Genomic DNA, 22,984 nt, shown 5'->3' on the forward strand with positions numbered 1-22,984 from the left:
CGAACCTTACCTATGCCGACCTGACGGAGGCGGCCATCCGGGAAGCCAAGCGGCGTGTCATCGACTCGATCGCGATCGCCTTTGCAGGCTACGACGAACAGCCCAGCCGCATTGCGCGGGAGATCGGGCTGCGCTGCACGAGCCGACCCGGTGCCACGATTCTTGGCAGCACCCACAGGACGACGCCGGACTATGCGGCCTTTGCCAACGGCACCATGATCCACTCGCAGGACTTCATGGATACCTACCTGTCGCGCGAGTCGCTGCATCCCAGCGATACGATCGCCGCGGTTCTCGCCACGGCCGAATACAGCGGACGAACGGGCGCGGACGTCATCCTGGGCACGGTGTTGACCTATGAGGTGATGTGCCGCCTAGCCGACATTGCCAATGTCCGCGAGCGGGGGTGGGATCACGTCGTATTCGGCGCAATCGCTTCGGCCCTGGGGGCCGCGAAAATGCTGAACCAGACCGCCGAGCAAATGCGCGAGACCCTGGCGCTCGCCGTGGTTGCCAACACCGCGCTGCGCCAGACGCGTGTCGGCGAGGTGCCAATGTGGAAGGCCCTGGCCCCTTCGAACGCATCGCGCAACGGCGTACTCGCCGCGATGCTGGCGCAGGCGGGGGTAACCGGACCCGTCGAAGCTTTCGTGGGCGCCAAGGGGTTCGAGCGCCAGGTCTCCGGACCCCTGCATTTCGAGGGATTCGGGTCGAAATCCAGCGGATACCGCATCAACCAGACCTATATCAAGGTGTGGCCGGTGCAGTATAATACGCAAGCGGGTATCGAGGCGGCGCTGGCGCTCCGCGACAGGGTCGATCCGCGCAGCATCGACGCGATCGTGATCGATATCTCCGATACCGGGCGAATTCTGTCGGCGGATACTGCCGCCAAGTGGGATCCCCAGACGCGCGAGACCGCCGATCACAGCCTTCCCTATATTGTCGTTTCGGCGTTGGTGGACGGGCAGGTTTCGCGCGGGACTTTCGATTCCGATCAGTACCGCAATCCCGAAAAGCTGGCACTTGTGCAGCGGGTCGACGTGCGGGCGGATCCCCAGTTCACGAAGACGTATCCTGAAGATCTGTCGGTCCGGGTGTGCGTGCGCCTTCAGGATGGCAGCGAGCATATCCACAGGATCGATCATCCCAAGGGGCACGTGCGCAATCGGCTCAGCGACGACGAGGTCTCGCAGAAGTATCAAGGACTCGTCGGCGACCGTTTTCCTCGTGCGAGGGCAGACGCCAATCTCGCGCGCCTGTGGGATTTGGACGGCATCGAGGACCTCGGCGAGTTGCTGGGCGGGTTTGCCCTGGACTGAGCCGACAAGGCGCGTGGCGCCTCGTTTCGGTCAAGGGCGGCCGCAGCATCGCGGCTTCGGGGTGAGTGGTGAACGGAGCGACGCTACCCCTTTCCCGTAATCGCTTCGCCCACCAGCGGTTGGCAGGGGGCGAGGCGTCGACGGCGCGGTTCGGCGAAGCGATGACGGGCGAACCGAACCGATATCTCTTAGGAGCGGAGCACATGCCGGGTCAGGCTCGCTACCGGCTTCGCAAGCGTCGCGGGCCGCGCCGTGAAAGGCGCTTCTTTCGATCTCCAAGTGTGACGTCAGCGGGCTGCCGGGGGCTTGCCAACGACCACACGCACCATTATTGATATTGATATTGATAAAGGCGGAGCCGCTTCGTTGCGTCCACGGGATGCCATTTATGCCGACGTCAAGCGCCGGATCGTGCTGAACCAGCTGGGGCCCGGCGTGGTGCTGACCGAACTCGGTCTCGCGGCGGAACTCGGCTGCAGCCAGGGGCCGGTGCGCGAGGCCCTGATGCGGCTGCAGGAGGACGGGCTGGTACAGCGCGGCGGGCATCGCGGCACCAGCGTCACCCCGCTCGACCCGGAGGAGGCCGAGGAGATTCTCGCCCTGCGCCGCCGCATCGAGGTGCGCGGCGCCCTGCGCGCCGCCCGCAACGTCGACCAGGCGGCGCTCGAGCGCCTCGCGGCACTGCGCACCCGGATGGATGCGGCCGCGGAGGCGGGCGACGAATATGCGCTGATCACGCTCGATACCGCCTTCCACCTCGAAATCTTCAGGCTGTCGGGGCTGCGGGCGCTCGAGCAGATCCTGGTGCGCTGCATCCTGCATTCGCATCGGCAGAAGCTGTGGGAGCCGCGCCATCGCCGGCCGCTGGCGGAGACCGCGGCGCGGCACGATGCGCTCTACGAACGGCTTGCCGCGCGGGACGGCCCGGGGCTGGCGACCGCGCTCGGCGAGCATATCGACACGATCGTCGAGGTCGACGACGAGGAGGGGACCGCACGCGCCGCATCGTGATGGCGCCGGGCACCCCGTGGGCAACGCAAACCAAACCGGGAGGAAAAGCATGGAACGCAGAACATTCATCAAGCTGGCGGGCGCCACGGCGCTGGCCACGTCGCTGGCGAGGCCCGCCGTCGCACAGCAGACGACCGTGCGCTGGTGGTATCACTTCGACAAGCCGGAGAACACGCCGGACGAATTGATCGCCGCCTTCGAGGCGGCCAACCCGGATATCAAGATCGAGGCGGAGAGCATTCCGTGGGGCGGCGGGGGCGACTACTACACCCGCCTGTTCGCCGCCATCGTCGCCGGCGGCGCCCCCGACTGCGCCATGGTCAAGCTCAACAACCAGGCGCAGCTGATCGAGATGGGGGCGCTCGAGCCGATCGATGCCATGGTCGCCGGCTGGGACGGGCGCACGGACATCTCGGACGACATCTGGAACGTCAACAAGTCGGCCGACGGCAAGCAATACTACCTGCCGCTCCAGTACGTCGTGCTCTACCTCTACTACCGGCCCGACCTGTTCGAGGCGGCCGGCGTCGCCCCGCCTACCAATTTCGAGGAGTTCCTCGCCGCGGCCAAGGCGCTGACCCAGGGCGACGTCTACGGCTTCGGCATGCGCGGCGGCCCCGGCGGCCACGACAACTGGGGCCCCTTCGTCCTCGGCGGCGGCGCCAGCTTCGAGAAGGGCGGCATGGTGTCGGACGCGGCGCTGGCCGCCAACCGCTGGTATGTGGGGCTGGGCACCGAGCACAAGGTGATCCCGCCGTCGGCGCCCACCGACGGCTTCCGCCAGATCGTCGACAACTTCAAGTCCGGGCGCACCGCCATGGCCATCCACCATGTCGGCTCGTCCAACGAAATGGTGGAAGCGCTGGGCGACAAGGTGTCGGCGGTGCCGGTGCCGCGGGGACCGGACGGCAAGGGCTGGACGCTGTTCGGCGACGAATCCAACGCCGTGTTCTCCTCCTCGGCCAACAAGGAAGCCGCCTTCCGGTGGATCTCGTTCCTGTCGACCGGCAAGAACAACGTCGCCTTCAACCGCCTGACGGGGCAACTGCCGGTGGTGACCTCGGGCGCCGCCGAGTGGACGCTGCACCAGGCGCGCTTCGTCGAGGCCAGCGCGGCCTCCCTGCCCATGGCGGCTGTGCCCCCGGATTCCCCGCTCACGGCCGATTTCGTGCGCACCGTGTGGCCGACCAACATGCAGCAGGCGCTGCTCGGCCAGATCACGCCGGACGCCATGATGCAGGCCATCGAGGCGCATTTCCACGGCTGACACCCCTTGACCGGGGCGGGCCGCAATGCCCGCCCCCCTCTCTTCTCACCCTTGCAGGGCCGCCCGACGTGAAGCCGATTGCCGCGCGCAAGCGCCTCATCCTGACGCCCTATGCGTTCCTCGCGCCGGCGCTGCTCGTCACCGCTGCCGTCATCCTGTTTCCCGTCGTGCAGACGGCGTGGATGAGCCTGTTCGACTACGTCCTGTTCCGCCCCCGCAGTATTCCCTTCGTCGGGGCGGGCAATTTCGTGCGCGCCTTCGGCGATCCGGTGTTCTGGCTGTCGCTGTGGAATTCGGCGATCTGGATCGGGGCCGTGGTGGCGCTGCAGTTCGCCCTCGGGCTGGCGACGGCGCTGCTGCTCAACCAGAGCTTCTGGTGGCGCGGCGTCGCGCGGGCGCTGGTGGTCGTGCCCTGGGCGCTGCCCAGCGTCATCATCGGGCTGATGTGGACGTGGATGTACGACTTCAACCTCGGGGTCATCAACGACGTGCTGCTGCGCATCGGGCTGATCGGCGAGCCGATCGCCTGGCTGGCGCGAAGCGACACGACGCTGCCCGCCGTCATCCTGGCGCTGGTCTGGCAGGGCTTCCCGTTCTTCGCGGTGGTCATCCTCGCCGGGCTGCAGACCGTTCCGGCCGAACTGCTGGAGGCCGCCGAGATCGACGGGGCGACGCCGTTCCAGCGGCTGCGCACCGTGACGCTGCCCTGCATCATGGACGTCATCGCCACGGCCCTGCTGTTGCGCACCATCTGGGTCGCCAACTCACTGGACGTCATCCTGGTCATGACCGGCGGCGGGCCGGGATACGCCACGCACACCCTGCCGCTTTATGCCTTCCTCAAGGCCTATTCGAGCATGGAGTTCGGTTACGGTGCGGCGCTGGCGCTCATCCTTACCGCGCTGCTGCTCTTCGTGGTGTTCGCCTATGTGCGCCGTGCTGCCGGAGATCTCGACAAATGATCGACCGCCGCTCGCGGCTGCGCCGGGTGCTCGAAATCGAACTGCCTCTCATCCTCATCATCGCCTTCGCGCTGGCGCCCTACGCCTGGATGGTGCTGACCTCGATCAAACCCGACGCCGACATCTCGACGCGCCCGCTGCAATACCTGCCCAGCACCGTGACCCTCGAGCACTATGGCACGCTGCTCAACCGCACCACCTTCGCCACCAACCTGCTCAACAGCCTGGTGGTGGCGCTCGGGGCGGTGGCCGTCGGGCTCGGGGTCAGCGTGCCGGCCGCCTACGCCTTTTCCCGCTTCCGCTTCCGCGGCCGCAGGCTGCTGATGACCAGCTTCCTCGTCATCAACATGTTCCCCATCGTGCTGCTCATCATCCCGCTGTTCGTGCTGATGCGCGCGCTGGGACTGCTCGACACCTTCATCGGGGTGATCGCCGGGCACTCGACCTTTGCCATCCCCTTCGCGATCTGGATGCTGACCAGCTACATGAACGCCATCCCGCGCGAACTGGACGAGGCCTCGACGCTCGACGGTGCGACGCTGCTGCAGACCATAAGGCTGATCCTCGTGCCGCTGGTGATGCCCGGCATCGTCACCACAGCGATCTACATCTTCGTGACGTCCTGGAACGAATACCTCTTCGCCATGATGCTCTCGGGCCAGAACGTGCGCACGGTCACCGTGGCCCTGCAGCTGTTCATCGGCGAATTCACGGTGCAATGGGGGCTGCTGACGGCGGGCGGCACGCTCGTCGCCATCCCCGTCACCATCCTTTTCCTCATAGTGCAGAAGCGGCTGGTGGGCGGACTCACGGCCGGGGCGGTGAAATAGTGACCAATCCAATCGGCATCATCTCCATGTTCTACGCGCGGCCGTTCGGGAGCGAGCACCTGCCCATCCTGGCACGGATGAAGGCGGCGGGCTGCGACTTCGTCGAACTGCTTGTCCCCGAACCCGGAGAGCTCGACCTCGCCGAGACCCGGGCGGCGCTCGCCGACCACGGGCTGGGAGTGGTGCTGGCCGCGCGCGTCAACCTGTCCCGCGACCTCGCCAGCGCGGACGACGACGCCCATGCGGCCGGCATCCGCTACCTCGAATTCTGCGCCGAGAGCGCCCACGCGCTGGGCGCCGGCCTCGTCGGCGGTCCGCTCTACGGGGCGCCGCTGGTGTTTGCCGGCCGCGCCCCCGCCCCGGTGACGGAAGCCGAGCGGGCGCGCAGGATCGACAGGGTCGTCGCGGGCCTCAGGAGGGCCGCCGCTCGCGCCGGCGAACTGGGCGTCAGGTTCTGCATCGAGCCGCTCAACCGTTTCGAGACCGACATCGCCAACACCACCGAGCACGCGCTGGCGCTGGCCGAGGCGGTGGCATCGCCGAGCGTGGGGGTGATGCTCGACACCTTCCACATGAACATGGAGGATCCCTCCATCCCCGACGCCATCAGGTGTGCCGGATCCCGCCTTTTCCACTTCCAGGCGAACGAGAACCATCGCGGCTTCATCGGCTCGGGCCATATCGACTGGCCAGCGGTGTGCCGGGCCCTGGCCGCCATCGACTACACGGGCCCGATCACGCTCGAGCCGTTCCTCCGCGATGCCAGCCCGCCCGGCACGCCGCTGGCCCAGTGGCGTGCCCCGCACAGGAATGAGGACGAGGAACTGGCGGCGAGCGTCGGCATCCTGCGCGGTGCCCTGCGCTTCGCGGCGAGGACGGCGCCATGAGCACGCTGCGCATCGGCTGGATCGGCTGCGGCACGCATGCCAACGAGATGCTGCTGCCCCAGCTCACCCGCTTCGAGGCGCGCATCGCCGCCCTGTGCGACGTCGACGCCGGCAAACTGGCCGCGACCGCGGCGCGTTTCGGCGTCGCGCCCGCCGACACGACCCCCGACTGGCGGCAATTGCTGGCGCGCACCGATCTCGACGCGGTCGCCATCGCGGCCGGCCCGGCGGCGCATTTCGAGATCGGGATGGCTGCCGTTGCCCGGCGCCTGCCGGTGTTCATCGAAAAGCCGCCGGCCCCCAGCGCGGCCGAGGCGCGGCAACTGGCTGCCGCCGCAGCGGCAGCCGGCGTGCCGGTGGTGGTCGGGTTCATGAAGCGCTATTCGACCGCCAACCGCATCGCCGCCAACCTCATCCATGCCGGCGAGTTCGGCCGGCCGGCCTCGTTCCTCGGCCAGTACATGACGGCGCCTACCTATTTTTCCGGCGATCCGGACTATACCGGCTTCTATCTGCACCACTGCGTGCACTATTTCGATCTCGTGCCGCACCTGATGGGCGAGGTGGCGAGCGTCGCGTCGCGCCGCCACGAACTGGCGCCCGGCAAGCTCCTGCTGCATGTCGATTTTCGCTTCGCCTCGGGAGGCATCGGTACGCTCGTCGTCGGCACGCACCAGTCGCGCGGCACGCCGATGGAATGGTGGCAGGTGATGGCGGACCACCGCCGCGTCGAGGTCCGCAACGTCCACGAGGTGCGCTACTATCGCAACCCGCCGTTCAAGTTCGGCGATGCCGCGGCCAGCCTGCACGACGGCGAGGACACGCTGGTGTGGGAGCCCAACCTCACCGCTGCGGCCAACGAGGACCACAAGGGCTATTTCGCCTTGCTCGCCGACTTCCTGGCGGCGGTGCGCGGCGAGCCCGTGAGCGTGCCAACGGCCGCGGACGGTGCCCGCGCCATGGCGCTGCTCGAGCAGGCGCTCGCCAACCAGGCCTAGCCGGCGTCGCCCGAGACGGGTGCGCCTCCTGCCGTTTGATGCTATCAGGGCGGCGGCCTGAGGCCGCCCCCCTCGGCATCGGAATGGAGCAGAAGCTGCAGTGAAAGCGCCCGGCATCCCCGACCCGCTGGTGTCCCTCGTCATTGCCACGCTCGGCGAGGCGCGGACGCTGGCAGCGTGCCTTGCGAGCCTCGATGAGCAGCGCGAGGCGCCGCCGTTCGAGGTGATCGTGGTCGACCAGAATGGCGACGATCGCCTCGATGCCGTGGTGCAGGGATATGCGGACCGGCTCGACATCCTCCATGCGCGCGTGGCCTTCCGCGCCGCGAGCCGGGCGCGCAATCACGGCGCCCGCCTCGCCCGCGGGCGCTGGCTCGGCTTTCCCGACGACGATTGCCGGCTGCTGCCCGATGCCCTGCAGCAAGCGGCGCGTTCGGCCGCAGAACCGGGGGTGCGGGTGATCACCGGGCAGACCATCGACGAGGACGGCCGGCCCAATGTCCTGCGCTGGGCGGCGGCGCCGGTGCGGTTCACGCGCTGGACGATGTTCGGGTGCCTCACCGAGGCGACGCTGTTCGTCGACCGGGAGACGTTCCTCGCCGCCGGCGGCTTCGACGAGCGCTTCGGGCCGGGAGGGCGCTACCCGGCGGCGGAGGGGATCGAACTGATGAACCGGCTGTTCCGGCAGGTGCGCGCCGGCGAGGCCCTGTACAATCCGGCGATCCGGATGCGGCATCCGACGAAGGTTCCTCCCTGGGACCGCCAGGCGGTCCGCCGGTTCCGCACCTATGCGCTGGGCGATGGCGCGCTGATCGCCAAGAATCCGGAGCCGCATATCCTGTACTGGGGTGCCCGCACGGCCGTGGCCGCGGCGCTGCAGGCACTCGCCTTCGATGGCTGGCGCAGCCTCGCCTTCGCGGCGCGGCTCGGGGGGCTGTGTCGCGGCATGGGCTCGTTCACGCTGGCGCGGTGGACATGCAGGGACTGAAATACATCTCCTGGGCCGACAACACGGGCTATGCCGTCGCCGCCAAGTCCTACCTGCGCGTGCTGGAGCAGGCGGGGGTGGCGTTGAGCTGGGTGCCGATGCTGCCGGGGCCGCTGGGCTACGAGCCGCGGCAGTCGGTGCCGGGCGAGCTGGGCCGGCTGGCAAACCGGGCGATCGACTACGACACGGTGCTCATCCACACCGTGCCCGAGTACTTCCCGAACTGGATCGACCGCGAGCGACACGGCGGACGCAGGGTTTTCGGCTACACGGTGTGGGAGCTCGACCACCTGCCGGGGCACTGGCCGGCGATTCTCAACCGCCTCGACGGCGTGATCGTGCCGTGCAGCTTCAATGTCGAGGTTTTCCGCCGCTCCGGCGTGACCGTTCCCATTCACGTGGTGCCGCATCTTTCCCAGTTCGAGCACGGCGCGCCGGCCAACGACGCCGACCGGGCCGCCCTGCGGCGGCGGATCGGCGAGCGTCGGCTCGCCGCCGATCCGTTCATCGTCTATACGGTCGGCTTCTGGTCCAACCGCAAGGCACCCTATCTCGCGCTCGAGGCCTACCGGGCGGCCTTCGCCGCCGACGAGCCGGTGCTCATGGTGCTGAAGACCAGCGGCCACGATTTCACCCGGCTCAGCCGGCACTGGCGCAACCTGTTCCGCCGCCGGCATCCTACCACCGCCCGCTCCGCCGCCGCCCTGCTGCGCCGGGCCGGCGCAACGCCGCCGGTGGTGGTCATCGGCGACGACACGCTCACCGAGGGGCAGATCCGGGCGCTGCACGAACTGGGCGACTGCTACGTCTCGCTGGCCCGCGCCGAGGGCTGGGGTCTCGGCACGTTCGACGCGGCATGGCACGGCAATCCGGTGGTGACGACGGCGTGGGGTGGGCAGCTGGATTTCCTCGACCCCGCGCTCACGGGCCTTGTCGACTACGAGATGGTGCCGGTGGATGAGCCCGTCTGGTGGGCGAGCTACCCCGCCAGCGAGCGCTGGGCGCAGCCCTCCGTGGCCGACGCGGCACGCAAGCTGAGGCAGGCCTTCGACGACCGCGCCGCGGTGGCGGAGCGGGCCCGCCGCCAGGCCGCAGGCATGCGCGAGCGCTTTTCGGCGGCGGCCACCACCGAGGCTCTGCTGAGGGCCCTGGCATGAGCGACCGGCCCTCGATCCCCAACGTGTTCCATTTCGTCTTCGGCCTGCGTGAGCAGACCGAGCCGTTTCATCTCATGTACTATCTGTGCCTGGCCTCGTGCCTGGAGGTGAACCGGCCCGACGCCGTGCACTTCCATTTCCGGCACGAGCCCCACGGGGAGTGGTGGGAGCGGATCAAGCCGCGCCTCGTGCTGCGGGCGCTCGAGCCCGACGCGGCGCTGCAGGACTATCGATACGAGGACCCGGCGGTCGCGCCGTTCCGCTACGCGCATCTCGCCGATTTCGCCCGCTTGCGCATCCTGCTGGCGGAGGGCGGCATCTACGCCGATATCGACACGCTGTTCGTGCGGCCGTTTCCGCAGAGCTGGCTGTCCCGCCAGTTCGTGCTCGGCGAGGAGAAATCGCCGCGGCCCGACGCGGGATCGCTGTGCAATGCCTGGATCGCCTCGGCACCCGGCGCCGCGTTCTGCCGCATCTGGCTCGACGGCATGGCCGACGCCTTCGACGGCAGCTGGAGCAACCACTCGACGCTGTTGCCCTATCGGCTCGCCCGGCAGCACCCGGAACTGATCGATGTCGAGCCGGAGGCCGCGTTCTACGCGCTCGACCATTCGCCACGCGGCATCGCCGGCCTGTTCCTGCGCGACGTCGCGCTGCCCGAAAAAGCCTACAGCCTGCACCTGTGGAACCATCTCTGGGTCGACCCGCGCCGGCGCGACTTCAGCCATTTCCACGGCGGCCGCCTGACGGTGGACTATGTCGCCCACGCGCAGACGACCTATGCCCGGCTGGCGCGCCGGTTCCTGCCGGCCGACGTGGCGACCAGCCGGGCGCGCTATTGGCGCGATACGCTCACGGCTTTCGCCGAGACGCCGGTGCATGCCACGCTCTCCGCCATCGGGCTCGATCCCGGTGCCGTGCGCCGGCTGCTACCGTGAGCGCGGTACTACCGATCGCCGTGCTGATCACGCCGGTGCTGCCGCTGCCGGGCGGCTCGGGGCGGGCGCTGCGGGCCTGGGACTGGCTGTGCGAGCTCTCCCGCGACCACGCCGTGCACGTCCTCGTGGCGGCGCCGGCGTCCACCGTGCCGGCGCCGCCGCCGCACTATCCGGCCGCAGACGTCCGCGCGCTCGGCGAGGTCACCCGGGTGACGGCGAGGTATCGCCGGCTGCTTGGCCTGCTGTTTCCCCCGGCGGCCTTCATCTCGCGCCGCTTCGTGCTCGATTGGCAGGTTCCCGCCCAAGGTTTCGCCGAGGCCGCGGGCAGGGGGCTCGTCTGGCCGGCGGTTCGTCGGATCGTCGTCTTCCGCCTGTATCTGCGCGATCTCGGTGTCTTCCTGTCGCGATATTGTCCGACGGTGGAGTTGGAGCTCGACCTCGACGATCTGGAATCGCACACGCGCCTCAGCGTGGCGGCGTCGCTGCTGCGCGGGCGACGCTATCGCGCCGCCGCCCGCATGCTCGCCTCGGCCGCACAATACCGGCTGGTCGAGCAGGGGCTGGGGCGGCGCTGCCGAACGCTCTACCTCGCGGCGCCGGAGGACTGCCGGCATCTGTCGAGGCGAACCTCCGCGGACGTTGCCTGCCGGCCCAACCGGATGCGCATGCCCGCTGATGTCGCGCCGCCGCCTCGCCCGGGCGAGCTGCGCCTGCTGTTCGTGGGCACGCTCGACTATCCTCCCAACGAGGAGGCGGCACGCGACCTGGCCCAGCGCCTGGTCCCGATCTTGCGGGCCCGGCTGGAGCGGCCGTGGCGCCTGGTCGTGGTCGGCAGCCATGCCGCTCCGGAGCTGGCGGGACTCCTGCGCCGAACCGCCGAGATCGAGTTCATCGCCGAGGCCGCCGACCTGCCGGGCCTCTACGCCGCGTCGCACGTCGTCCTCGTTCCCGTCCGTGCGGGCGGCGGCACCAAGTTCAAGACGCTGGAAGGCTTCGCGTATCGACGCCCGGTGGTGTCGACCCGGCACGGCGTGCGCGGCCTCGCCGCACGCCCGGGCGAGCACTATCTGCCGGCGGAGACGGCGGCCGAGTTCGCCGCGGCGATCCACCGCCTCGCCGGCGATCCCCCGCTGGCCGAGCGGATCGCGGAGGCCGGCCGGCGGTTGTGCTACAGCGAGTACCGGGTGCCATGAGCCAGCGCGAAGCCGTCGCTGCGCCCCGTAACTGGGTGGTGCACGACTATCTGCAGGTCAATGGTGGCGCCGAGCGGCTGGTCATCACGCTCGCCCGCGGCCTGCCCGATTTCGGCCTCGCCGTCTCCGGTGTGTATCCGGACTTCAGCGGCACCGGCGATCTCGATGGCGTGCAGCTGCGCACCCTGGGGCACGGCCCTGCCGGCCTGCTGCCGCGCCTGCCGCGGGCGCTGCTCGCCTTCGGCCGCCGGCCGGGCGTCGCCGCAGCGCACGACACCGTGATCTACAGTGGCCTCTACGCTCCCCTGGCCGTACACGGCCAGGGGAGCGGGGCGCGGCTCTATTATTGCCACACTCCGCCGCGCTTCGCCTTCGAGGAGGAGGAAAGCTATCTGCGCCGCGTACCGGCTTTTGCCCGTCCGGCCCTGCGCCTCGCCATCGCCCGCTATCGCCGCGCCTGGCTCGAGGCGGTTGCGGCCATGGACGTGGTCATGACCAATTCCGAGCATGTGCGGCAGCGGTTGCGCCGCCATGCCGGTGTCGACGCGCGCGTGATCTATCCGCCGGTCGATCTCGAGCGCTTCCGCTTCCTCGGCCAGCAGGGCTACTATCTCTCGGTCGCAAGGCTGGAGCCCAACAAGCGGGTGGAGCGGATCGTGCGGGCTTTCCTCGGCATGCCCGACCAAGAACTGGTGGTCGCCTCGGGCGGCTCCGAACTGGAACGGCTGCGCGCGTTGGCGGGGGGCGCCCCGAACATCCGCTTCCTGGGCTGGGTGGACGACGCGCGGCTCGCCGAACTCGTCGGCGGGGCCGTTGCCGTGCTTTATGTTCCCCGGGACGAGGATTTCGGCATCTCCGCCGTCGAGGCCATGGCCGCCGGCAAGCCGGTGATCGGCGTCAGGGAAGGGGGGCTCGCCGAAAGCGTCGTCGACGGCGAGACCGGCGTACTGCTCGAAGCCGATCCCACCGCTGATGCGATCGCGGCGGCCGTGGCGCGGATGACGCCGGAAGCGGCGGCGGCCATGCGGCCGGCCTGCGGGGCGCGGGCGCGCCGCTTCTCACGCGACGCTTTCCTGCTGGCCGTCGCCGGCGCGATCAACGAGGCCCGCGCGGCCCGGGTCGGGTTGCGGGCCGGGTAGCGAAGATGCGCGTGCTGCATTTCTACAAGACGACCCTCCCCGATACGGTGGGGGGCATCGAGCGCGTCATCGACGAGATCGCGCGCGGTACCTCCCGGCTCGGGGTCGAGGTGGAAACGCTGTCGCTGGCGCGGCGCCCGGGAACCATCACCATGGACGGTTATCGCGCGCACCGGGCGAAGCTCGACTTCGAACTGGCCTCGACCGGATTCTCGCTCGGCGTCGTCGGCGCGTTCAGCCGGCTGGCGCGGCGCGCCGACATCGTGCACTACCATTTCCCCTGGCCATTCATGGACCTCGTGCATTTCATCGCGCGCGCGAAGGTCCCGACACTGGTCACCTATCACTCCGACATCATTCGCCAGAAGCATCTGGCGCGGCTGTACCGGCCCTTGGAAGAGCGCTTCCTCGGCGATGTCGACCGCATCGTCGCCACATCGCCGAACTACCTCGCCAGCAGCGAAATCCTGCAGCGCCACCGGCACAAGACCAGCATCATCCCGATCGGGCTCGACAGGGCCCTCTACCCGCAGCCGTCGGCGGACCGGGTGGCGTGGTGGCGGTCGCGGCTGGGCCAGCGCTTCTTCCTGTTCGTGGGCGTGCTGCGCTACTACAAGGGCCTGCACATCCTCCTGGAAGCGGCGCGGGGCACCGACTATCCGGTCGCCATCGTCGGCGCCGGCCCGATCGAGGCGGAACTCAGGGCGCAGGCGGCGCGAGCGGGCCTCACCAATGTCCACTTCCTCGGCTTCCTGCCGGACGAGGAGAAGGTGGCGCTGCTGCAGGCGAGCCATGCCATCGTCTTTCCCTCCAATATCCGCTCGGAGGCGTTCGGCGTCTCGCTGCTCGAAGGCGCCATGCATGGCAAGCCGATGATCTCGAGCGAGATCGGCACAGGCACCACCTATGTCAACGTGCCGGGCGAGACCGGCGTCGTCGTCGCTCCCGACGACCCGGAGGCGCTGCGCCGGGCAATGCGGCGGCTATGGCAGGACCCCGAGGAGGCAGCGGCCATGGGCAGGAAAGCGGAAGCGCGGTTCCGTGCGCTATTCACCGCCCGCCGCATGGCGGAGCAGTATGTCCGGCTGTACCAGGACCTGCTCGCAGGCGCCCGAGGCTAATCCACCCAGGCCATGGCCGGGTCGACCGTGGCGCAGAACTGGGCCGCGCTCAGGCGCGCCTGCTCGACCACGCGACGGATGAGTTCGACCTGCGCGGTTGCCTGGTAGCTGCCGATGATGGGCATCGGCGGGAAGCGCTTGCTGACCCGGATCGGATGCAGGAGCCCCATCTTGAGCTCGCGCTGGATGGTGACGGTCGGAATGGCCCCGACGCCGAAGCCGTCGATGAGCAGGTTGATGATCGAGTAGAGCGAGTTCGAGCTGGTCAGCTTGCTTGCCAGCACCTGCTCGTCCTGGAAGTAGGGCGCGATCATCCGGTACGGCGGCGTGTCCTTGGGAAAGGTGATGATCGGCATGCGCGCCAGGTCGTCGACGCTGTAGGTACGCTTGGGATCGATGATCCTGGAAGAGCCCGCCCAGATCATCTGCAGGGTGCATGCGGTAAAGCTGCGGAAGTTGTTGCCGATGGCCGGATCGACGGCAAAGATCACATCGAACGCGCCCTCGTTCATGCCCTGGATCAGGCTTTTCGTGCCTTCCACGGTGAGTTCGATCTTGAGGGTCGGAAAGGTTGCGTGCAGGTTCTCGACGAGCGGCGTCATCCAGGTTGACGACACCGAGTCGATGGCCCCGATGCGCACCACCTTGGACGCCATCGACGGGTCGTCCGCCAGTTCCTGCTTGAGCCCGTCATAGGACGCAAGGATCGCCTGGAACGTCTCCAGCACCCGCTCGCCGGCCGGGGTCAGGGCGAAGTCGCGCCCCGTGCGGTGCATCAGCTTGCAGCCGAACTCCCGCTCCATGGCGGCGAGGCGAATGGAGATGGCAGGCTGGGTTGTGTGCAGTTCCTGCGCGGCCCGGCCGAAATGGCGGTGCCGCGCCAGGGCGACGAACGTCGTCATGTCGAGGATGCGCATGGCGCTTCCTCTATCAGACTTGTTCATCGAATGCAGGACCTCTACGAGGCCAGCATGATGTGCCTTGCCTGGGTGTAGTCGAGCAGCGACTGCATCGACAGGTCCGATCCGTAGCCCGAGTTCTTCATGCCGCCATGCGGCATCTCGGTCGCGAACACGCCGTGCGTGTTGATCCAGGTCACGCCGTATTCCAGCCGGTTGGCGATTTCCATGGCCTTGTTGGCATTGGCCGACCAGACCGACGAGGCGAGCCCGTATTCGGACGCGTTGGCCCAGCCGAGGGCGGTTTCCACCTCGTCGAACGGCGTCACCGTCACGACCGGCCCGAAGACTTCCTTCTGCACGATCTCGGCCTCGACCGGGGCCGCCACCAGGGTGGGCCGGTAGTAGTAGCCGTCCCCGTCCGGGGCGCCGCCGCCGGTGACCACCTCGGCCCCGCCTGCCTGCGCCCGCTCGACGAAACCGGCGACGCGGTCGCGCTGCGCCGCCGTGATCAGGGGGCCGAACTCGACGTCCTCGCGCCTGGGGGCTCCATAGACCAGCGAGCCGATCATGCCGGCGAGCTTGTCCGTGACCTTGTCGGCGATCGCCTTGTCGACGAAGACGCGGCAGGCAGCAGTGCAATCCTGCCCGGCATTGTAGAAGCTCGCCTCGCGCAGCGTCTCCACGAGCACGTCGATGTCGGCATCGGCGCACACGATGACGGGTGCCTTGCCGCCCAATTCGAGGTGGGTGCGCTTGATGCTTTCGCCCGCTGCCGCCTTGAGCACCGCCCGCCCGGTTCGCACGTCGCCGGTGAGGGAAATCATGCGCACCAGCGGATGGGTGATCAGCGCCTGGCCGACATCGGGGCCGTTGCCGCAGACCACGTTGACCACCCCTTCGGGCAGGAACTCGCCCAGGATCGAGGCGAGGAGCAACATGCTGAGCGGCGTATTTTCGGAGGGCTTCATGACCACGGTGTTGCCTGCCGCGACCGCGGGCGCGATCTTCCAGGCGGCCATCAGCAGCGGATAGTTCCACGGCGCGATGGAGGCGATGACGCCGAGCGGATCGCGGCGCAGCATGCTGGTGTGCCGGCTCGAGCGATAGCCGTTGGCGGCCGTGCCCGGCACGTTGCGTGCAGCAGTGCCGAAGAAGCGGAAGACGTCGGCCACGTTGGCCAGTTCGGCGCCCTTGACGAAGCGCCAGGGCTTGCCGGCATTGACCGACTCCACGTCGGCCAGGCTGTCGGCCTGCTGCTCGATGGCGTCGGCGATGCGCAAGAGGGCGAGGCTGCGCTGCTTGGGCGAGGTCTGGCTCCATCCGGCGAAGGCGGCATGTGCCGCGCGCACGGCCCTGTCGATCTGGGGCGCGTCGGCCGAGGCCACCTCGGCCAGCAGCCTGCCCGTTGCCGGCTCGTGGCTCGGAAGCGCCGCGCCCTGGCCGGCCTCGTACTCGCCATTGATGAAGAGTCGGGTTTCGTAGGTCATGTCACTCAATCCGAAGGGTTACTCGTGGATGACGCGGATGCGCGCCGGGTCGATGGCGAGGCTCACCTCGGCGCCATCGGCAAAGATGCGGTCATTGGGTGCAAGCGCCCGCAGCGTCTGTCCGGCAAGGGTCATGACGTAGCGGTTGCGCGCGCCCAGGAAGACGCGTGTCCGGATCCTCGCCCGCGGCCCCCCGCCGTCGGCGGAGAGGACGAGGTCCTCCTGGCGCAGCGCCAGCGTCACCGCCCCGCGGGCGGTCTCGTCCGCTGCCAGCACCAGCACCTGCCCGTCGGCGAGGCGCGCGACCGGTCCGGTATCGCCGGCAACGATCTCGGCGGAGATCAGGTTGGCCGACCCGATGAAGTTCGAGGCGAAGCCGGTCGCGGGCCGGTTGTAGATCTCGGCCGGCGTGCCCTCCTGCTCGATGCGACCGGCATTGAGCAGCACGATCCGGTCGGACAGGCTGAGCGCCTCCTCCTGGTCGTGCGTGACGAACAGCGTGGTCAGGCCGAGGCGCTGGTGGATCTCGATGAGTTCCACCTGCATGTCCTCGCGCAGCCGCGCATCCAGGTTGCTGAGCGGCTCGTCGAGCAGCAGCACCTTGGGCTTGGAGACGATGGCACGCGCCAGCGCCACGCGCTGCTGCTGCCCCCCGGAAAGCTGGCGCGGCTTGCGCTCGGCCAGATGGCCCAGTTGCACCGTCTCGAGCGCCGTGCGTACCTTTTCGGCCTGTTCCTCGCGGTTGCCGATGCGGCGCATGCGCAGCGGGAAGCGGACGTTCTCGGCGACGCTGAGGTGCGGCAGCAGCGCGTAGGACTGGAACATCATGGCGACGTCCCGCTTTTCCGGCGGCAGGTCGGTGACGTCGCGGCCGTCGATCTCGACATTGCCCTGCGTCACCCCTTCGAGGCCGGCCACGATGCGCAGCAGCGTGGTCTTGCCGCAGCCCGAGGCGCCCAGCAGCGAAACGAACTCGCCCGAGGCGATGTCGAGGGAAATGCCGTGCAGCACGTCCGTCTTGTTGAACGACTTGCGGATGGAGTGGAGGCGCACTGTGGCCATGGATCAGGCACTCGCGAATCGGTTGAGGCCCAGCATGCGCTCGATGATGGCGATGAGAGCGATGGTGAGGCCGATCATGATGGTGGACACGGCGGCGACCGAGGGATCGGGAGAGAATTCCAGCTGGCCATAAATCTGGACCGGCAGGGTGGTGAGCGTCGGGCCGCGCAGGAACAGCGACAGCACCGCCTCGTCGAAGGAGATGTTGAAGGCGAAGAAGGCCCCGGCCGCCAGCCCCGGCAGGCATTGCGGGACGACGACGAACCACAGCCGCTGCAGGCGGTTGGCGCCCATCGTGCGGGCTGCCTCCTCGAGGAAGGGATCGGATTCGGCGAGCACGGCCAGCGTCGTGCGCACGACGTAGGGCAGGGCGATGACGGTGTGGCTGAGGGCCAGCACCACCGGTGTCACCGGCCCGAAGGCTGCGCTCCAGAACATCAGCATGCCGATGGCGTAGATGATCGTGGGCAGCACCAGCGGCGACAGGAAGGCGGTTGCGAGAAGCTCGGAAAAGGGCAGCTGCCGGCGGTGGATGGCGATGGCCGCCGCGCCACCGACCAGCGTGGCCAGGATCGTCACCACGGCGGCGATCTGCAGGCTGATCCAGCCGGCGCCGAGATAGGCGTCGGACGACAGCACCGCCTGGTACCAGCGCAGGCTGAGCCCGTTTGGCGGGAAGGCGATGAACTGGCTTTCCGAGATCGAGACGCCCACCACCACGATGAGCGGCGCCAGCAGGATGAGCGCCGTCAGTACCACGAAGACGATGGCGGCGAGGCGCAGCCAGGTGGGAACCGACCTAACCATGGCGGGTCCCCGTCAGCCGGATGTACGGAATGAGCACGAGCAGGATTCCCGCGAACAGGATGACCGCCTGCGCCGCGGCAAAGGGCCAGTCGGGCGTCGCCGTCACCGAGCGGTAGATGGAGGCGGCAAGCACCTGGATGCGGGCGCCGCCCAAGAGGTTCGGGGTCACGAAGGAACTGGCCGACAAGGTGAAGCACAGCAGCGAGCCGGCGACGATGCCGGGCAAAGCGAGCGGCAGCACCACGGTGCGGATGGTCTGCAGGAACGAGCAGCCCATGGTGCGGGCGGCCTCCTCCAGGCGGGTGTCGATGCGGGTCAGTACCCCGAGGACGGACAGCGTCATGAAGGGCAGCAGGACTTGCACCATGCCGATGACGATGGCGGCCTCGGTCTGCATCAGGGCAAAGCTGCGGCCGACCAGGCCCATGTCCCGCAGGAGCTCGGGGATGAGGCCGCTGCGGCTCAGCAGCACCATCCAGCCGAAGGTGCGCACCACGACGCTGGTCATCAGCGGCAGGATGACCATGACCACCAGCCACAGGCGCAGCCGCGGCCCCACCTTGGTCATGATATAGGCCAGGGGGAAGCCGATGGCGGCGCAGATCAGCGTGATGAGCAGCGACAGGCGCACGGTGCGCCACAGCACGCCCAGGTAATACGGATCGGACAGGAACCGCTCGAACTGTGCCAGGGTGGGGCCGTCGGGGCCGGCAACGCTTAACGCGAGCATCTGCGCGATCGGCAGGAAGAAAGCGAGCGCCAGCAGCAGGATTCCCGGAACGGCCAGCAGCAGGTTTTCTGTGCGGTCATTCATCAATTGCAGTGTCTCTCAAATGCTTCCGGAACGAGGCCACGCCCTTCGGGTGGAACCCCAAGTCTACAACAGGCTGAGGGTGTCTGGTATGGCGCCGGCGGGGCGATCGTCGCCGGGTGCCTGCAGCCCGCCGCCGCGCCGCGGGGGCGGGGTGCAGGCCTCCCCTGGGAGGGAGCGGGGAGGCCTGCCGAGCCGGTCGAGTGAGGGAGGAGGGCCCCGACCGGCCGTGGTCGAAAAGGACCGCCTCACCCGCCATAGAGCTGCCGGGGTGCCGACGCCTCGCCCGTGACCGGGCAGCAGCGGTCGGCAACCCCGGGAGTCGGGCTTAGCGGGCGATCGTCTTGTTCCACGCCTCGACCCAGGCGGCGCGATTGGCCTCGATCACGGTGGGATCGAACCGCAGCAGGCCGGCAACGGCGGCTTCGCCGTAGGCGACGTCGGCTGCGACCTCATCGGACAGCTCGGTCTTGGCGTTGGTCGGCGTGTAGCGCAGCGCTTCGGCGAAGCAGGCCTGGGCCTCCGGCGAGATCTCGAGGTCGATGAACTTCAGCGCCAGCTCGGTGTTGGGCCGGCCGGCAACGAGGTTCGCCGTAATGAAGCTCGCGGGCGTTCCTTCCGCACCCTGGGCGAAGCCCGAGGGCAGGCCGGCCTTGCGCAGCGTATAGGCGTAGTCCGAGGCGTAGGGGGCGATCCAGGCGTCGTTCTGGGCGAATTCCTGCTGGATTTCCGGCGAGGTGGCGACGACCACGGCGCCGGCGTTGAGCAGCTGCTTCACGGCGTCGAGGCCGGGCTGGATGTTGGTGAGATCACCGCCCTGCACCTGGTTGAGCATGAGGAAGCCCAGCATGCCGTAGCCGTTGGAAATGTCGGTGAGCACCAGGTGCTCGGCATAGGCCGGGTTGAGCAGGTCGGTCCACTTGCTCGGCGCGGTCGGCAGCGCCTCGGTGTTGTAGACGAGGCCGATGGCGGCGATCGAATAGGCCGGCCCCTCGCCCTTGGCCAGGTTGGCCTTGGCGAAATCGTACAGGTCGGCGGCATTGCCGAGCGCGGCCGCGTCGATCGGAGCCAGCAGCCCCTCGGCGGCGCCGACGATCTCCTGGCCGCCGGAGAAGTGGATGACGTCGAACTGCGGCGCATCCTTCTGGGCGCGAAGCTGCGCGAAGGCATCGGCGGAATAGGCCGTGACGACGTTGACGGTGGCGCCGGTGGCCTTCTCGAACGGGGTGATGACGCAGGCGCGGTGCGCCTCCTCATAGGCGCCGCCGAAGGAATTGATGGTCAGCGTGTTGTCCTGCGCCAAAGCGGTCGAGCCGAGCAGGGCCGACAGCCCGACAATGGCAGTAGCAATACTTGTTCTCATTTGACGTTCCCTTCCTGAAGAAATGCAGGCCGGCCTCCTCGGTCCGGCCTTCCTGTTAAGCGAGGCGTCCGATTTCCACGGTCTTGGCACCCTCGATGCGGATCAGCCGGCACTGTTCCGCCACGGCCTCGAGATTCTCCGTCATCTTGCCGAAATAGGTGCAGGGGATCCAACCGGTGGGCCCGAAGGTGCGGCCGCCGACGCCGTAGAACATGCCGATCTCCCAGAACTCGGTCGGGTCGATCTTGAAGAAATTCTTGGGCTGGTAGTACCACAGCAACTCGCCCACTTCCGGGATGATGGTCTGGTTTTCCGGCGGCAGTGTGGTGGGGTCGAAATTGCGGTGCGTCTCGGGCAGGCCCATCATGATCTCGGGGCCCGAGAACATGGCGTGGGTAGCCTTCCACTGGATCGGGGTTTCCAGAGCGTTCCACAGGGCCGCGCAGGTCTTGGGGGCATTGTCCCAATAAAGCGTTATGATGCCCTGGACGTTGGCATCGACGAACTTGAGGTAGAACTTCTTGTCAGACATGGTCGCCACTGATTGATAGGATTCCTTTAATCAAAAGGCTTTGCGGGCGCGGTGTCCAATTCTGATTCGAAATTTGGTCGATAATGAAATTTTATCTGATTGGCGCTTTCTCGCACCGAGCGGCGGTCATCGACGGCCTGCACGGCCCGTGGCCCCGGTGTTTCGCCTGATCGGTGTCCGTCCCTGCTAACGGGGGGGAACTGTGCCGCCATCCCGGCGGGGGCGCGGCGTCTTCGGGGCATCAAGGGGGTGAAGCCGCTCACCGCAACGGGCGCGCTGCCATGAGGGACGGCCGGCCCGTGGTCAACCAGCCGTGCCGTTGCGGCATCGCCTTTCAGGCGCCCGGCGGCAGGGCTCTACCGGGGGGCCGCCCCACATGCCGGCAAGGTAGCGGGCAGGGCGGCCCCATGGGCTCGTCAGCCGCTGTGGCCGTAGACCTCACGGGCGCGCTCGGAGGTGATGTAGCCGTTCTTGACGTCTCGCGCGACCAGGTGCGGATCGCGCAGCTTCGGATCGCCGTAGCCGCCGCCATTGGCAGTCACGATGCGGATGACGTCGTTGGCGTTGACCACCACGTTGGTGGCGAATGCGTAGCGCTCCCGGCTGCCGTTGGTGCGCACCAGCTCGACATAGTTGAGCGAGCCGTCGCGACCGCCCGACACGCCCCATGGCGGCATGCGCGAGCGGGTATAGCCGAGCGACAGGAAGTTGTTGTCGCCGCGGACGCGGTAGTGCACCTCGATGCCCTTGCCGCCGCGCCACTGTCCCTCGCCGCCCGGCTCGGCATTGAGCGCCACCTGGTCGACGAACATGCCGTAGCGGGCCTCCGCGATTTCGGCCGGGCAGTTGAAGGTCTCGCCGTGAAAGCCCGAGAACTGGCCCGACGGCCCGTCGCTGCCTTCCCAGGCGCCCCAGCCGCCGACCTGCGGCTCGACGATGGTGTAGTGGCGGCCGGTATCGGGGTGCTTGCCGCCCATCACCGTACCGCAGATGGAGGCGAAATTGCCGGCGGGCACGACACTGCCGAAATGGTGGGCCAGGGCCCGCAGGGTCATGTCGAACAGGCGGATCTCCACCTCCGAGTAGTAGCCGAGGGCCCCCGGCTCGACCACGTGGAAGATGGTGCCGGGCCGGGTGATGACCTCGAGCGGCCGGAAGCACCCGCCATTGCCGGGCCCCTCCGGGTCGGTGAACGACTTGAACGCCAGCTGCAGGGCGATCTCGGTGCCCTCCCGCGACGAGTTGCTCGAGCCGGCCTGGGCCGGATTGTCGGTGAGGTCGACGGAGAACTTGTCGGGCGAAATGGTCAGCCGGATGTTGTGGATGGCGCCGTTGTCCTGCTCCTCGCTGTAGTCGTAGGTGCCGGGCGGCAGCAGCTTCAGCGCGGCGCGGGCGCGCCGCTCGCCGAGGTCCATGTAGTCGGCCACGGCGGCGAGGTAGGTGTCGACGCCGTACTTGTCGACCAGTTCAAGCACCCGGCGCTCGCCGATCCTCAGGCCGGCGATGCCGGCCCACAGGTCGCCCTTGAGGAAGTCGGGCAGGCGCGTGTTCACGTACAGGATGTCGAACACCGCCTGATTGGCGACGCCGCCGTCGAACAGCTTGACCGCCGGGATGCGCACGCCTTCCTGGAAGATCTCGGTGGCCTCCGAGGACATCGAGCCGGGGACGTTGCCGCCGACGTCATTCCAGTGCGCGATGTTGGCAACCCAGGCGACGATTCTGCCATCGGCAAAGACCGGAGTGGCGAGCACCATGTCGTTGAGGTGCGAGACGCCGCCGTAATAGGGATCGTTGGTGGCATAGACGTCCCCGGGCCTGACGCCGTCGAGCGGGAACTTCTTGAGGATGCCCTTGACGGCCTTGTCGAGCACGCCGATGAAGGCCGGAATGCCGGCGCCGGACGCGGCGATGTCTCCGATCGGGTCGAGGACCGACGAGGACAGGTCCAGCACTTCGTAGATGATGGCCGACATCGACGCCTTGCGCTGCGCGACGAACATTTCGTCGGCGGTCGCTTCGATGGCGTTCTGGATGATGTCGAAGGTGACGGGATCGTGCGTGGTCATGGTTCAGTCCCGGATAGCGATGTGGATGTTGCCGTAATCGTCGATGGAGACCCGGTTACCCGGCTGGATGACCACCGTCGTGCCCGGATCCTCGATGATGGCGGGGCCGGCGAAGCTCATGCCGGGCTCGAGCAGCGT

General features: G+C 68.3%; 22 protein-coding genes. 13 read left to right on the top strand and 9 right to left on the bottom strand.

Annotation, left to right across the window (positions count from 1 at the left end):
* From VGD93_RS11040 to VGD93_RS11100, 13 genes are all read left to right on the top strand, one after another.
* Positions 1-1,322: MmgE/PrpD family protein (locus VGD93_RS11040; protein ID WP_395012003.1), on the top strand; the 1,322-nt coding region annotated here is incomplete at its 5' end.
* 366 nt (positions 1,323-1,688) lie between these two features.
* On the top strand, positions 1,689-2,333 hold the full coding sequence (locus VGD93_RS11045) for a GntR family transcriptional regulator (protein ID WP_395012004.1): 645 nt from the start codon (positions 1,689-1,691) through the stop codon (positions 2,331-2,333).
* Positions 2,334-2,382: 49 nt separating this feature from the next.
* On the top strand, positions 2,383-3,600 hold the full coding sequence (locus VGD93_RS11050; protein ID WP_395012006.1) for an ABC transporter substrate-binding protein: 1,218 nt from the start codon (positions 2,383-2,385) through the stop codon (positions 3,598-3,600).
* Positions 3,601-3,668: 68 nt separating this feature from the next.
* Entirely contained in the window at positions 3,669-4,562 is an 894-nt protein-coding gene (locus VGD93_RS11055) for a carbohydrate ABC transporter permease (RefSeq protein WP_395012008.1), read from the top strand.
* Positions 4,559-5,392, top strand: a complete 834-nt coding sequence (locus VGD93_RS11060) for a carbohydrate ABC transporter permease (protein ID WP_395012010.1) — start codon at positions 4,559-4,561, stop codon at positions 5,390-5,392. Before VGD93_RS11055 ends, VGD93_RS11060 begins: the two co-directional genes overlap by 4 nt.
* Positions 5,392-6,279, top strand: a complete 888-nt coding sequence (locus VGD93_RS11065; RefSeq protein WP_395012012.1) for a sugar phosphate isomerase/epimerase family protein — start codon at positions 5,392-5,394, stop codon at positions 6,277-6,279. Before VGD93_RS11060 ends, VGD93_RS11065 begins: the two co-directional genes overlap by 1 nt.
* Positions 6,276-7,277 (top strand): Gfo/Idh/MocA family protein, encoded by a 1,002-nt coding sequence (locus VGD93_RS11070; RefSeq protein ID WP_395012014.1) that lies wholly within the window; start codon positions 6,276-6,278, stop codon positions 7,275-7,277. The genes VGD93_RS11065 and VGD93_RS11070 overlap by 4 nt, the downstream gene beginning before the upstream one ends.
* 100 nt (positions 7,278-7,377) lie before the next feature.
* Positions 7,378-8,265, top strand: coding sequence for a glycosyltransferase family 2 protein (locus VGD93_RS11075; protein WP_395012016.1), 888 nt, complete (start codon positions 7,378-7,380; stop codon positions 8,263-8,265).
* Positions 8,253-9,422, top strand: coding sequence for a hypothetical protein (locus tag VGD93_RS11080; protein WP_395012018.1), 1,170 nt, complete (start codon positions 8,253-8,255; stop codon positions 9,420-9,422). The genes VGD93_RS11075 and VGD93_RS11080 overlap by 13 nt, the downstream gene beginning before the upstream one ends.
* Positions 9,419-10,360, top strand: a complete 942-nt coding sequence (locus VGD93_RS11085) for a glycosyltransferase (protein ID WP_395012020.1) — start codon at positions 9,419-9,421, stop codon at positions 10,358-10,360. Before VGD93_RS11080 ends, VGD93_RS11085 begins: the two co-directional genes overlap by 4 nt.
* Positions 10,357-11,553, top strand: coding sequence for a glycosyltransferase family 4 protein (locus tag VGD93_RS11090; protein WP_395012022.1), 1,197 nt, complete (start codon positions 10,357-10,359; stop codon positions 11,551-11,553). The genes VGD93_RS11085 and VGD93_RS11090 overlap by 4 nt, the downstream gene beginning before the upstream one ends.
* Complete coding sequence (locus VGD93_RS11095; RefSeq protein ID WP_395012024.1) at positions 11,550-12,692, top strand: glycosyltransferase; 1,143 nt, start codon at positions 11,550-11,552, stop codon at positions 12,690-12,692. Before VGD93_RS11090 ends, VGD93_RS11095 begins: the two co-directional genes overlap by 4 nt.
* A 5-nt stretch (positions 12,693-12,697) precedes the next feature.
* Positions 12,698-13,813, top strand: a complete 1,116-nt coding sequence (locus tag VGD93_RS11100) for a glycosyltransferase family 4 protein (protein ID WP_395012026.1) — start codon at positions 12,698-12,700, stop codon at positions 13,811-13,813.
* Here VGD93_RS11100 and VGD93_RS11105 read toward each other — a convergent pair.
* The 9 genes from VGD93_RS11105 to VGD93_RS11145 all read right to left on the bottom strand — a co-directional run bounded on the left by VGD93_RS11105 (position 13,810) and on the right by VGD93_RS11145 (position 22,966).
* Positions 13,810-14,730 carry a LysR family transcriptional regulator gene (locus VGD93_RS11105; protein ID WP_395012028.1) on the bottom strand — a complete coding sequence of 307 codons (921 nt, stop codon included), beginning with the start codon at positions 14,728-14,730 and terminating at the stop codon, positions 13,810-13,812. The genes VGD93_RS11100 and VGD93_RS11105 overlap by 4 nt on opposite strands.
* 41 nt (positions 14,731-14,771) lie before the next feature.
* On the bottom strand, positions 14,772-16,202 hold the full coding sequence (locus VGD93_RS11110; RefSeq protein ID WP_395012029.1) for an aminobutyraldehyde dehydrogenase: 1,431 nt from the start codon (positions 16,200-16,202) through the stop codon (positions 14,772-14,774).
* Between the two features lie 18 nt (positions 16,203-16,220).
* Positions 16,221-17,264 carry an ABC transporter ATP-binding protein gene (locus VGD93_RS11115; protein ID WP_395012031.1) on the bottom strand — a complete coding sequence of 348 codons (1,044 nt, stop codon included), beginning with the start codon at positions 17,262-17,264 and terminating at the stop codon, positions 16,221-16,223.
* Between the two features lie 3 nt (positions 17,265-17,267).
* Positions 17,268-18,071: an ABC transporter permease gene (locus VGD93_RS11120; RefSeq protein ID WP_395012033.1), complete on the bottom strand. Its 804-nt coding sequence runs from the start codon at positions 18,069-18,071 to the stop codon at positions 17,268-17,270.
* On the bottom strand, positions 18,064-18,885 hold the full coding sequence (locus VGD93_RS11125; RefSeq protein ID WP_395012035.1) for an ABC transporter permease: 822 nt from the start codon (positions 18,883-18,885) through the stop codon (positions 18,064-18,066). The genes VGD93_RS11120 and VGD93_RS11125 overlap by 8 nt, the downstream gene beginning before the upstream one ends.
* A 325-nt stretch (positions 18,886-19,210) precedes the next feature.
* Positions 19,211-20,245 carry an ABC transporter substrate-binding protein gene (locus VGD93_RS11130; RefSeq protein ID WP_395012037.1) on the bottom strand — a complete coding sequence of 345 codons (1,035 nt, stop codon included), beginning with the start codon at positions 20,243-20,245 and terminating at the stop codon, positions 19,211-19,213.
* Positions 20,246-20,300: 55 nt separating this feature from the next.
* Positions 20,301-20,777: a DUF3830 family protein gene (locus VGD93_RS11135; protein ID WP_395012039.1), complete on the bottom strand. Its 477-nt coding sequence runs from the start codon at positions 20,775-20,777 to the stop codon at positions 20,301-20,303.
* 416 nt (positions 20,778-21,193) lie between these two features.
* Positions 21,194-22,846, bottom strand: coding sequence for a hydantoinase B/oxoprolinase family protein (locus VGD93_RS11140; RefSeq protein ID WP_395012041.1), 1,653 nt, complete (start codon positions 22,844-22,846; stop codon positions 21,194-21,196).
* A 3-nt stretch (positions 22,847-22,849) separates the two neighbouring features.
* Positions 22,850-22,966, bottom strand: a complete 117-nt coding sequence (locus VGD93_RS11145; RefSeq protein ID WP_395012043.1) for a hypothetical protein — start codon at positions 22,964-22,966, stop codon at positions 22,850-22,852.
* Positions 22,967-22,984: the final 18 nt, after the last annotated feature.

Origin of the sequence: Devosia sp., from assembly GCF_036406155.1 — a bacterium.
Lineage (GTDB): Bacteria > Pseudomonadota > Alphaproteobacteria > Rhizobiales > Devosiaceae > Devosia_A.